The sequence below is a fragment of the Agarivorans sp. QJM3NY_33 genome, assembly GCF_050870865.2.
Lineage (GTDB): Bacteria > Pseudomonadota > Gammaproteobacteria > Enterobacterales > Celerinatantimonadaceae > Agarivorans.
Window position 1 is genome coordinate 3027863 of the sequence record NZ_CP194039.2, and the last position, 12508, is coordinate 3040370.

Consider the following 12508-nt stretch of genomic DNA (forward strand, 5'->3'; position numbering starts at 1 on the left):
AGCAGCTGCATTACATCAAGTGGTACGTATTGTCGGCGGTAAGGTCAATTCTATTATGCCTATCCACCATGCTATATCCTGATTGTTGATTGGCGGATGTCTTACGAACCTAATGGTAACCCTCGCTTAGTAGCGATTTAAGCGTTCAACCAGCGCCAGCTTAAATAAACTGAATTTTAATACGCTTCACGCGCTTTCAACTCGCTAAAATCACTCATGATCCATTTTTTATAACCACGCCGACATCTTAAGCGTTGATACCATTGTGTCACTTTGGGCGGGAGCGTTATCTCTAATCCTTGGGATGTTAAGCGATAAAGAATAGAGCCAACACAAATGTCGGCAAGTGAAAGCGATGAACCAGCTAAATACGGACTCTCATTGAGCCTTTGCTCAAGAATATTTAAACATGCCTCGCATTTTTGTAATTGATGATTAACCTCCACCATATTCCGTTGGTTTACTGGCATTCGATAATACCCCCAAAATGTTCCCATAAACGCGGGCTGGAAAAGTACCTGTGACCAGTCCATCCAGCGCTCGTATAAAGAACACTGATAAGGATCTTGAGAATGCCATTGAGGATAACCGTAACTCGCGGCCAAATACCGCAAAATACTGTGTGACTCCCAAATCACTTTATCACCATCAATCAGGACAGGAACTTTCTTCATCGGATTTAGTTTTGAAAATTCAGCGGCATCTAAACCACCAAATCGCCCCCCTAATTCAATATGCTGATAAGAATTGCCTAGCTCTTCAAGAAACCACAAAACTTTTTGAACATTAAATGATGTCGTTCTTCCGTAAATTTTCACCTAACCATCCATTAAAAAGAAGACCATAAGTAGATCTCTATCATCCAAAATCAGAGTCGATATAACTACGACATCCCCAATTCAAAGGAAACTAATCAAGATCCACTGACCCCTCTTAACTCACCATTTAAACTGCGCAGCGGTAGAGCTTGGCATGTTCTAGCAGAGACTCACCCGCTAAGCCAATAGCAACATCTTCGGCTTACAGCATTTCCTCAGGATTACCGTAAACGTAAACCAGACATACTTCGCGAGTGTCTTTACAAACAGCTTGAATTTCTAGTCTACGATAACCATCTGGCTGATGAACCCGCTCAAATCACTCCATTTCCGCCAAGGCTTAGTGGCTCGCTGTTTGCTGTCGCGCCACAAGTACATAGATGTTGACCAAGGGAGGCTCAGAGCGACTTCGACACTCACTAGATTGTAACCACAATGAATCGTCAGAGCATCGACCAGCTGCAAGTCTGAAGGTTTAATACCTTCAACCCGAGAATAAGGACTTAACGGCTACTTAAGGCGAGAGCCCCTGATGCGCCGACTAAAATACCACCACTAATTCGATTCACTACATTTAATTTTGCTTTTCCTGCACGCAAAACCTTATTTGCAGAGAAGGCATATAACATCACCATCGTAAAATCTAATAATGCCATAGTAGGACACATAATAGCCATTTGCGAAAACACTGGCTGAGTAGTATCAATAAATTGAGGAAAAAAGGCAGTAAAAAACACGATCGCTTTGGGATTGCCAGCTGCCACCATAAAACCCGACACGTAGAGTTTAGAATTTGAAACGTTTTCTAAATGATCATCCCTTTTGAGCTTACTTTCTGAAGCAAACAACATCTTCACCCCCATATAAAACAGGGTTGCCGCGCCCAACCACTTAATCACATCAAAGGCCGCTTCAGAATTAGCAATAATTACTCCCAAACCAATCGAAACCAAAATCATTTGAATGAAATTAGCGCTAATATCCCCAAGGGCGGTAAATATGGCTCTTCTCACACCGTAATTAATGGAATGAACGATACCAAGAAAAACACTTGGGCCCGGTGTCGCTGTCAGCACCAACGATGCAGCAACATATGCGAACCAAACATCAACACTCATAAAACATCCCGACTTCATTTTACTTACATCTCTAAGATGGTAACTCATTTAATGAAGTGAAGCACGAGCACTGTACGAGAATGCGTAAGTTCACGACGACTGTGTCAATGGTATTCGGCCCCGATTGCAGTGAACAGACAAGGCTAAAGCGATTCTATCAAAAACCAATCTCGACTAAACTCGCACGCATTGCTTCACCGGAACAGTCAGCCCATCGTCCACAACAAGAAGCTCAATGCATTTATTTACATACCTCTGGTCCAATGCAAGCCGGTAAACTTAAGGCCACATGACTTAAGCCATATTACCGTTTAAATGAACCGATATTGGTCATATGGTTTTACTATTGTCTAAAATGGCTTCCACTAAGGCATTATCACCGCGCCAATGACGAAGTTGGTGTATTCTTTACCTTCAATAATTTTATAAGCGGCTTGTTTTACTTCTAGAGCCAACCGCTCTATACGCTCAGCATCATAGTCAAGCCCAAACACCTCTTGATTGAGCAAGGCTAAACCCAATAGTCTCCGTAGACCAAGCCAACACTTTAGAGTCACCATCCAGGCTCCGCCTGATTCACCATCTGTACAATCTCAAGTGAGGTTTTTATCTGCGAGTGATAACCCCCTTGCAGCAACAGTAAAGTTTTATCTTCTTTCATTGAATAATGAAGAGGCAGGTCTGAGCCCAAGAAATAGATCCAACTTGAATTTTTAACCGATGCTTGGCCAACAACCATGATCAAAAGACTTTGATTTGAAGTGTCAGTAAATTTTACACCACGCTCACTAAAATGTAATACTATATACATAAAGCATTGTTTTTAAAGGGTTTAAAATGTTGGCCTCATATTTGCATTTACTGGAATCATATAAAACTCCTAAATGAACCAATAGATGAGCAACATGAATAAATTTAAATTAACTTGTATCGCATTAGGCTTAGGTTTTTCAAGCATTTCAGCAAACGCAGTTCTAATTACAGATTGGGATTACCTAAACGATGCTGGCTTCGGCACTGATTATACTTCAGAAGCTGGCGACGCAACAGGTGTGACTGCAACGGGTGCTACTTTAGACCAATTTGATCCACTTTTTAGTGGTGAACTCCCTAAAACATTGTCTTGGGGTCAACCTTATAAAGCGGTGAACCCAAACGAATTGCAAAGCTCTTTAGCAATTGACGATCCTAAAACTGGTTCAGTAACCACCAGTGTTGTAGATGGTGTTGGTGCCTTAGCTTTCTCTGAAGGTACAGGTTTAACCCATGAAAACTGGGGTGTAACGGGTGATACTTTGGTATCGGCAACCTTATTCGACGGTTTGTTTTTAGCCCCAACCGCGCCAGTGTCATTGCCTCCTACAGCTGCACCAGCTCTCCAATTTCAAATTCAATTTGAAGAAACCTACAACCACCCTACTGGCGGCACATGTGAATACGGTAGTACTCTAGACGGTGAAGTTGGTATCAATCAATCTGGTTGTGCCGATTTATTCACCATTATATTAGATGATGATGTTTCTTTCACTCAAGATGGTGATGCTATTTTCTTAAGTAATAGCTTCATTATCCCAGCAGACGGCTTAGACGACTACGAATATACCTTAACAACTCGTTTGCTCGGTCTAACATTTGTTGAAAATGTAGATTGTCCTGTAGGTAAAACCTGTATCGGTTTCTTAACTGAAGAAGATGATACCAATACCCTTGAAGCTGCATTTGCTATCTCAGCTAGAGAAGTGACAGAGCCTGGTACTTTAGCTATCTTTGGTTTAGGTTTATTAGGTTTGGCTGGCTTACGCCGCCGTGCTTAAGACCGAATAAAAATGATGCGAAGAATTTAGCATCATTAGTTAAGATGAAAAGCGCAGCCCCCTGTACTGCGCTTTTTTATTTTCAAATTTTATATGTAGAAGCTTTATTCGAAGCCAGTGGGCTGCTTTCGACAACAGCTGTTTGGCTCTGATGTTTATCAAGTGAGCCAAGACGAGAAAAGTTCGACGCGACTAAAAGTAATACTCGAGTCCCAGTGATAAGTAACTGTCTTTGCTCATGTAGAAAATCGGCTCAGTGGGTGACATGGCCGATAACCAGAACCCTTCTGCCACCCAACGAAAATGATTACTCACCCGACCTGACGCGGTTAATTGATATAGCTGCGAGTTTTTTTTAAGATCAAACAGGCCCGACAACAATAACTCCGTGTCACTGACATCGTTTGCCTGCCATCGAAGTCCTACAAACAAATCGTGATTATAAAGCGTTGGCGGTGCCTGAGTGTCCCGATTATCCCAAGTATACTCGGCAATCAATCCCAATTGTCCCGGGCTAAATTCAAAGCCGTATAGGGAATACTCCGCCCCAGTGACCAACGTCAAATAATTTTTACCTTCTCCATGTTTAGCAACACTTTCCCATTTCCACAACAGGTCATCTCTGGTCCACTGCAGGCCTAATCCGAGCTGAGTCATAGTGGCGTAAGACTGAAGTAGCTGAGCACCGTCATCGAGCAACATCGGCTCTCGGCTATTCCCATTGAATAAGCTAATCCCAAGATCTAGCTCGTCTCGCCAAAATGCCACTCTGGCCGCCAAATCCAGATTGCGCTTACCGTCAGAATAAACAATCTCTTCACCCACCGGCTTCCCCGGAGACAAACGTTGCTGCGGTTCGCGAAATGGTCTCACTTGATGAAACGGCAACAACAATAGCTGTGCTTCCCCCCACTGAGGCCAATACTGAAAGTGCAGCATCGGCTGACCAATCTTCTCGTCGTTACCTAACGCTATCCGCCCGTCATACTGATTTACGATATTGATTGGCTGATAGACTTCGGTAACCCCCCAGTAAACGGTATCAATACCGACCGTCACCGAATAACGCTGCGCATTATAAGCAATGTTCGCCTCACGCCAGTTCCCAAAAATCACATCAGCTTGTGGCTCATACCGTGAATAAGGTGCCAGCAGAACATTCCAGCCATCGTCATTCCACCACTTCAACTTAGGCGCTAAGGTAATTTTCGGATTAAAGCGATGGCAACACTGTTCTGCTGATAGCGGCGCTTCTGCGTATACTTCGCCTGCCAGACCCGCATAGCCTTCCAGCATCATCTCTGCCGAGACATCCCCGACATAAAAGGCCATCAATACACAAGCCAGACACCTCATGCTTTTAACCATCATCAATTATGCCTGTAAGCCCGCTGCAACTGTCTGGGGTCGAACTGACTTTCAGGGAGCGTTAATCCCAAGCGATAGTCCTGCCAGGTAAGCTCGGTGGTGCGTTTCGAAATTAAGTTCTCCATAAAGGCAATATGTGGACGCCAGTAGCGATCTTCATATTGCTTATACTCTCTCAGAGAAAGCTTCTTAAGTGGTGTTCCTTTGCGATCGAAATATTCAATCTTGCGTGGCTGGTAAATGGACTGATCGATCCAGGCAATCAATTTAGAGTAACCGGAATTCACATATTGTGGATAACAGGCCAGCAACCAGTAACGATGCTCACCTTGCACTGTTTCACCCACCAGTTGATAGCGATATTTATCCAACTCCCACGAACTCATATCTTCATAGGCAAATTCACTTCCCATAAATGGGCCGGAGCGATTATTCGACGAAATCCGCTTCACTCGCTTAATGGACGGCAAATACAGCCACTGATCATCCGCTTCAATCGCATGGCTAAAAGTCAGTAAACTGGTCCCGGCTATATCGCGAGGCGCTTTAAAATAGGTAATGATTTTATCACCCTCATCAGCCTGCTCTTTACCTTGCACCGTCAGTTGGCGCTGCACTGCGTCACCATTGGCGGCTGTAATCGTCATTTCAACCGTCGCAGTGTAAGACTGATAACCACTATCTCGATTCACCATCTCGGTTGCGATATCCAAACCAGTGGGTTCTTGGCCAAACGCCAGGCTCGATATCATTAATAGCAGCAGTATGCTTTTTATCATGTTTCCTCCTTGATGCCATATCCCCATATTCAACGTTGAAATATGAACAGGCAGTAAACATACATAAGTTGTTGAAAAACTTAACCTGTACGATCAGACAGGTTTATTCAGACAAGCGGACAGGATAAAAATATAAGCAAAGCAGCTAGCATGATTTTCTCAAATAACTGTTCGTATGTTAGGAGTAGAAACCGAAATGGAAGCTGAACCAATCTTAGAACAAGGATGTACACTCATTCCACATATCGATGATGCACTCGGCCCCGCCGCACAACGTTATTTTGGCGAGGGATATAAAAAAACCCAGTATCGGTGCAACGTCAAATACACCGCCAGCTTCGCCGAAGGGACCATCGCGATTGATTACCGAACCGACTGGTCACAAAAGAAAAAAGTCAGTAGCCGCCCGCCCCACCTGAGTACTATCGATGCGTTTCTGGTTGCGGGTCGAATTGCCTGTGAGCTGCTCAGACGAGAATTCAACTTAAGCGAACAACAGACATCCCAGGCATGGATCCGACACTTGTCCATCAAGGCTGGCAGTGAAGCTTTAGAGGATCTGGTTGCCGTTCCGCTCAGCACCCGGCTGATAAAATCGGTGACCGACAACAACAGTATGTTTGGGGTTCTCAGTCATTTCAAAACAGTCTTAAAAACAATGGAAGTTGAGATCATTATTGACCACCCGCCGGGTATTGACAGCCACACGGTGAATGCGGCTCCCTTAAACGCTGAAGAGTATTTCATCGATGAGTTCCGGGAAAGACACTGCGAACTATACAACAACAGCTTTAATGATAAATCCTGTGCAGTTTCTTGTGAACTCACCCTACAACGACCGGGAAAGCAATTCAGCGGGCTGATGGGCCATTATCCACATGCCCTGATGATTGTGGATTGGTTAACCAGCTTCGCTCAGCTTTCACAATTAGTGATGTATCGTTTAGATAATGTGCAACGAAACCAAACCAATAACCTGTGGATGCGTTCAGTCAAAATCACTGCCCCGTACCCAATTATTCCCCAGCAAAAACATACCCTTACTTTACGAAGTACGCGCAACTCGCTAATCAACAAAAATCACGAACAATGGCGTCTTGCTACCGTTTCAGGCTCTATTGCCAGCCATCCGGAATTCTCACTTAGCGCCAAGCTTTGCCACTCACTTCCCCAAGGAACAATCGCATGAAAATTGCCATATCAGGAACCTATTCAACCGGGAAAACAACCCTAACCGAAGCGCTCGCCATTGCAACTGAGATCCCCAGAACTCAGGCCAGAACGATGCGGGAAATCCTGCCGGATGCAGTTCCAGGAAAAACTCTGGAACAATGTAAACCCTTTGAGTTACTCACCCTTGGTTTAAGCAGACTAACCGAGCGGATGATTAACGAAGAACAGTTTGGTGATCGTTTTTTTTCCGACGGTTCTAGCCTTCACGAATGGGTATATGGTGCCGCCAGATTAGAAACCGGAATTAATCCATCTGAAAGTGACTTGCTGTTAGCCCTAAAACGTATCGCAGGCGCTCCTTATGCCTCACTTCACAAAGGCTATATTGAAGCATTTGGCAATGTCGCCAAACGCCATGCAAAAAAAACCTACAGCCAATTTGTCCATCTACCGATTGAATTTGATTTGGTCGCAGATGGTCACCGACCGGTCTCCGAAGTATTTCGTCAGCTCTCCAATGATCTGTTACTGAATACACTCAAAGAACTGAATATCCCGTACATTGTCGTCGGTGGTGAGCTGCGAGAACGTCTGCTCACCATTGCGCAACACTTTCACCTACCGCTACGCATGGATCCCGATGAGGCGATCGAAACCGCAGTCAATAAAGTCAAGGCGGAAGCGATCGAAATCGAAAATCATCGTCTGTCGGTCCTTGCCGCTCAACAAGCTTAAACATAGGATATAAATCATGATTAATTGGACTAAAAAGCGTGCCTGGCTGGCGATTTTTGCTTGGCTTGCCACCCTGGCGGTAGCCTTTATTGGCCTTGGTAAACTGACACTGAATAACGACTATAAGGTGTTCTTCAGTAAAGATAACCCCGATCTGGTTGCCTTCGAACAGATTGAAGATAAGTACAATAGCAATGACAGCGTATTAGTGGTACTCAGACCCAAATCTGGCGACATTTTTCAGCCCGATGTACTGCAAACCATCATCGAGCTCACCGAGCAAGGCTGGCAAACCCCCCATTCTTACCGAGTCGACTCCGTTAGCAACTATCAATATACCCGCGCCGTCGATGATGAACTGCTGGTCGAGGATTTCATCTCATCAGATGAACTTCAACAGCAAACTGTACTGGCGGATAAAAAGCAATATGCATTACAACAACCCGAGTTGCTCAATCGCTACCTCGCAGCCGATGCTAAATCGACAGCAATCAACGTACTGGTTCGGCTTTCAGTCGATGAACAGTCGGAAGAAGTGCGAGAAATAGCCCAATTCTGGCAAGATCTGATTGCTCAAACTCAAGAGCAACACCCAGAGATCGAATTTTACCTGACTGGTCAAGTGATGCAGAATGATGCCTTTGGCGAAGCCTCGCAGCGAGACATGGGCAGCCTCGTGCCCATCGCATTGTTACTGATCATTCTGGGTACCGGAATCTATCTGCGCAGCATCTGGAGTTCTGTCGTAATCACGCTAGCTATCTTATCCTCGATCTTTATAGCTCTTGGCGCAGCCGGCTGGCTGGGCATCGCCATTACCTCACCTTCGGCTTCCGCACCTATCATTATTTTGACCATGGCGGTCGCCGACTGCATCCATTTTCTGCAAGGCTTCAAAAAAGCCCAACTCGACGGCAAGGCAAAACCGGAAGCCATCGCTGATGCAATGGCCAAACACCGATTGCCCATCATACTCACCAGCTTAACAACTGCCGTTGGCTTCCTATCGATGAACTTCAGTGATTCACCACCGTTTAATGACCTTGGCAACATCACCGCCATGGGCGTTTTTGCCGCTATGCTGCTCACCCTGTACTTCGCCCCAGCCTTACTGGTCGTTCTCCCCTTGCGCAGGCCCCCAGCACATCAGCAACAATGGTTAAGCAGGCCCTTAACAAAACTGGCCCGCTGGACAATCAAAAATCCGGCATTAAAAATTGCAGCGGTGCTAATTTTCAGTTTAGTGATTGCCGCCAACCTGGTCCGCAATAAAATCGACGATACTCTGTTCGAGTACTTCGATGAGAGTTATGCGGTTCGACAAGCCAATGATTTCACCTACGCCAAGCTCACAGGCGTCGCCAGTATTCAATTTGCGCTCCGCCCCGAAGGCGGCGAAACGGTCACCTCACCCAACTTCTTGCAAAAACTGGATGCCTTTGTCACCTCGGCCCGTGATACTGATGGCGTCTATCACGTCCAGTCACTCACCGACATCATGAAACGGCTCAATAGCAGTCTGCATAATGATGATCCCAGTTACTATGTTTTGCCACAGGATCCGCAACTGTCTGCACAAACGCTGCTACTTTACGACATGTCGCTCCCTTACGGACTCAACCTGAGTAATCAGGTCGCATTAGATAAAAAAGAGTTACGGATCATCATCACGGCCAAAAAGATGTCTTCGAATCAACTGGTCGTGCTGGAATCCAATCTAAGAAAACAGCTCTTAGAACATTTTAATGCCACCAGTATCAGCCCGGGTGTTAGCGCAGACATCATGTTTGCCCATATTGGCTACCGCAATAATATCAGTATGCTCACTGCTTCTGTGGCCGCCTTAGTACTCATTTCCCTGCTGATCGGCATCATGCTGCGTTCGGTCCGACTCGGCCTTATCAGTATCTTACCGAATATTCTTCCCGCCTCGATTGCTTTTGGCGCCTGGGGAATGATGGTTGGAGAAGTTGGCTTGAGTTTATCGGTCATTGCCAGTATGACCTTGGGGATAGTGGTCGACGATACCATTCACCTCCTGTACCGCTACAATACACTCCGCAAGTCGGGATATTCAGAACAAGAAGCGATTCAATCCTCGGTCAAACATACCGGGCTCGCCATCATCGGCACCAGCCTGGTGCTGAGTCTTGGTTTCTTGGTCCTCGCCTGCAGCAGCTTCAAGATGAATGCAGATATGGGACTCATGACCGCCATTACCATCTTAATAGCATTGGTCCTCGATCTGCTGCTGGTCCCTGCAATGCTAAAAATAACCAGCGCTAAAAACCGGCCAATCGAGTCAAATGAGCAGGCAATCGGGCTACCTTTGGGATAGTACCGAACTAAAAAGTAAGGGCTCGCTCACCGAGCGGCCCGCTACTTTTGATGACATTGCTTGCAGCACCGATGATTCATTGAGACCAAGCCGCCTCGCCAGAATGCAAGCGACACAAACAATGGAGAAGCATAAAAAATCGACAATAAGAACTATCTAAAGCGTTCAGCGAAAGGCGGGGCGTAGTTTTTCCTTGCAACAATAATTGAGCAGAATTTGCGTCATTCTGAAAACGGCATACCGCACAGCATCATCAAACATGTTTATCTGGAAAAATAGACTGTCAGGATTCAAGCCACATTAGCAGCAGCTTATTTTATCCGTCACACCAGCCTTGCTCAATTGCCTTGGCAACCGCATGTGTCCGATTATGGGTACCCAGCTTTTTATAGATGTTCTGCAAATGATACTTTACCGTTCTCTCACTGATATTAAGTAATCGACTGATTTCCCAGTTACTCTTCCCCATTTTTAACCAAGGCAATAACTCCTGTTCTCGCTGAGTCATCAAGCTCGGCTTTGACGCCACTTCACGCGCCTTATTTTCGCAAATACTCTGGCGTACCATATTAAGATGCGGGCTTAACAGGTAAAGCGCATTTATTTCGTCACTCGATGGTTGCCGCTCACCAAATGACAATAAGAACATGCTGCTCTCTTTCCCTTGACGACCTGAGATAACCAAACGTTTACCATAATCAGGATGGACGATGGGATCCATCAATACCGAAATACTGCGCGAGTGAGTGCGTGCGGCAGAAAATAAGGGATCGCTGGCCAGTGACCGAGCGCTAAAGCAGCGAACAAAATGCTGCTGTGAAAAACCAAAGCAAACGGGCGCACTAGCGCTTTCCTTAGACAATGAACCTAATATACTAAAATCAAAAGATATTTCGTTTTTCAAAGCGCTAAACCAATCTTGAAAATCTTCATCCTTTTGTACTTCGGTTAACTGGTGTGATAATTCAAACAGTTTCTGCTTATCCATAAGCACTATTGATACCTACCGAGCCGAGTGACTTTAACAAGCTCAAATCTGTATAAGCATCTGAGTCATTGATGCTGGTATGTATACCCGCTCCTAGCTTTGCATTCAAGGCCTTATTGACAAACAAAGTATTATTGAAAATAAATCCATGACTCAAAGCCGCCACTTTAAATGCTAGCGATCCGGGAAAAATCGCTGTATGTCATATCTGTCGCTTACATATTTGAGCGTAGCATGCTCTTTTAGCGGACTTTTCTAGGATCTCCTGAACCCAAAATTTCAGCTTATTCAGAGCCAAGTCATCGACATTTTATTGATCTGGAGACAAGCCATTGGCTTGCCCCTTGATGCGAATACCGATGCAATCGCGCCAGTGGTCCCTGTAAATAAAATGTCACTATAACAAAACATCCACTTGCTTCATCAACTTGCCATAACCGCCAGCCATCAAGCCCTGGATTTGTCCATCCCTTGCAACAATAAGCTCTACTGAAATCTGACTCAGAGACGCAGGCTGCATGTACTTCCCTTGCTCGATGGTGATTGAAGATTGCTTAAGCCCGAGATAATCATGCAATAGACAAGCTAAAGGTCCCGCTGCCATTCCTGTTGCCGACTCTTCGTTAATCGCAAAGCGCGGCGCGAACATCCGGGTCGTCGCATCTTTAGTGGTGGCTGCAGCATCAGTGGTAAAAACATAATAACCAATAAGCTCAAGCCTCTCGCTAATCTCAGAAATTTTGGCAAAGTCTGGGCTTAGCCGAGCCAGTCTAGCTCCCTCTGACACCCCGACCATAGCAAAACTGTTGCCCGTATTCACAACCATAGGCTCAATACGCGGATCCAAATCGGCGGCATCCAAGCCCAATGAATCAAGAACGTCCTCAAGCGTCACCCCCTTAGGGTTCCAATCCCGATGGTTCAGATAAGTGGGTGCCACCTGTTCCATGTAGGCAGCCCCATTTTTGATCATAATCTTACGCGAACCATCCACGGTTTCTTTACTCGACTCTCCTTGCGTAATCCTGCCTGTTTCAGCTAAGTAAGAAAATGTTGCGATAGTTGCATGACCACAATGAGCAATACGGCGATTAGGCGTGAAAAAGTCAAGCTTGAACGCTGCAGTATTCGACTGAGAGACAAACGCGGTCTCAGACAAGCCGATTTGAGACGCAATATCTAACATGTCACGTTCACTCAAGCCATCGGCGTCCAGAACCAGCCCCGCAGGATTGCCACCACAGCCTTCAACGACAAAACCATTCACAATTTTTGCTGGTATTTTTCTAGCCATAACATGAGATCTATTCATATAAACATCCTGTTTTATCGTATCTATAAATTGTTAGCGCTTATAATAAAACCAAAGATATCCTT

At 45.4% G+C, this 12508-nt stretch carries 12 protein-coding genes; 4 read left to right on the top strand and 8 right to left on the bottom strand.

Annotated elements, in window-relative coordinates:
- Window positions 1-176: 176 nt before the first annotated feature.
- The 4 genes from ACRRSY_RS13590 to ACRRSY_RS13605 all read right to left on the bottom strand — a co-directional run bounded on the left by ACRRSY_RS13590 (window position 177) and on the right by ACRRSY_RS13605 (window position 2747).
- Complete coding sequence (locus tag ACRRSY_RS13590; RefSeq protein ID WP_432463418.1) at window positions 177-818, bottom strand: glutathione S-transferase family protein; 642 nt, start codon at window positions 816-818, stop codon at window positions 177-179.
- Window positions 819-1321: 503 nt separating this feature from the next.
- Window positions 1322-1936: a LysE family translocator gene (locus tag ACRRSY_RS13595; protein WP_432463419.1), complete on the bottom strand. Its 615-nt coding sequence runs from the start codon at window positions 1934-1936 to the stop codon at window positions 1322-1324.
- 365 nt (window positions 1937-2301) lie between these two features.
- Window positions 2302-2496, bottom strand: coding sequence for a hypothetical protein (locus ACRRSY_RS13600; RefSeq protein ID WP_432463420.1), 195 nt, complete (start codon window positions 2494-2496; stop codon window positions 2302-2304).
- Window positions 2490-2747 carry a hypothetical protein gene (locus ACRRSY_RS13605; protein ID WP_432463422.1) on the bottom strand — a complete coding sequence of 86 codons (258 nt, stop codon included), beginning with the start codon at window positions 2745-2747 and terminating at the stop codon, window positions 2490-2492. The genes ACRRSY_RS13600 and ACRRSY_RS13605 overlap by 7 nt, the downstream gene beginning before the upstream one ends.
- Window positions 2748-2841: 94 nt before the next feature.
- Between ACRRSY_RS13605 and ACRRSY_RS13610 the strand changes: the two genes are divergently transcribed.
- Window positions 2842-3750: a THxN family PEP-CTERM protein gene (locus tag ACRRSY_RS13610; protein ID WP_432463423.1), complete on the top strand. Its 909-nt coding sequence runs from the start codon at window positions 2842-2844 to the stop codon at window positions 3748-3750.
- Window positions 3751-3942: 192 nt separating this feature from the next.
- Here ACRRSY_RS13610 and ACRRSY_RS13615 read toward each other — a convergent pair whose 3' ends face one another.
- Both ACRRSY_RS13615 and ACRRSY_RS13620 read right to left on the bottom strand, forming a co-directional pair.
- Window positions 3943-5121 (bottom strand): hypothetical protein, encoded by a 1179-nt coding sequence (locus ACRRSY_RS13615; protein ID WP_432463424.1) that lies wholly within the window; start codon window positions 5119-5121, stop codon window positions 3943-3945.
- Entirely contained in the window at window positions 5121-5897 is a 777-nt protein-coding gene (locus tag ACRRSY_RS13620) for an outer membrane lipoprotein-sorting protein (protein ID WP_432463425.1), read from the bottom strand. Before ACRRSY_RS13620 ends, ACRRSY_RS13615 begins: the two co-directional genes overlap by 1 nt.
- Window positions 5898-6093: 196 nt before the next feature.
- On the opposite strand from ACRRSY_RS13620, the gene ACRRSY_RS13625 reads away from it, so the two are divergent.
- The 3 genes from ACRRSY_RS13625 to ACRRSY_RS13635 are packed head-to-tail and all read left to right on the top strand — an operon-like array spanning window position 6094 to window position 10143.
- A complete protein-coding gene (locus ACRRSY_RS13625; protein ID WP_432463426.1) occupies window positions 6094-7086 on the top strand; it encodes an AvrD family protein in 993 nt (330 codons plus the stop codon).
- Complete coding sequence (locus ACRRSY_RS13630; RefSeq protein WP_432452667.1) at window positions 7083-7805, top strand: ATP/GTP-binding protein; 723 nt, start codon at window positions 7083-7085, stop codon at window positions 7803-7805. The genes ACRRSY_RS13625 and ACRRSY_RS13630 overlap by 4 nt, the downstream gene beginning before the upstream one ends.
- A gap of 16 nt (window positions 7806-7821) precedes the next feature.
- Entirely contained in the window at window positions 7822-10143 is a 2322-nt protein-coding gene (locus ACRRSY_RS13635; protein ID WP_432463427.1) for an efflux RND transporter permease subunit, read from the top strand.
- Window positions 10144-10459: 316 nt separating this feature from the next.
- Here ACRRSY_RS13635 and ACRRSY_RS13640 read toward each other — a convergent pair whose 3' ends face one another.
- Together ACRRSY_RS13640 and ACRRSY_RS13645 are read right to left on the bottom strand one after the other, a co-directional pair.
- Window positions 10460-11131, bottom strand: a complete 672-nt coding sequence (locus tag ACRRSY_RS13640; RefSeq protein WP_432452665.1) for a response regulator transcription factor — start codon at window positions 11129-11131, stop codon at window positions 10460-10462.
- 397 nt (window positions 11132-11528) lie between these two features.
- Complete coding sequence (locus tag ACRRSY_RS13645) at window positions 11529-12443, bottom strand: PhzF family phenazine biosynthesis protein (RefSeq protein WP_432463428.1); 915 nt, start codon at window positions 12441-12443, stop codon at window positions 11529-11531.
- Window positions 12444-12508 lie beyond the last annotated feature (65 nt).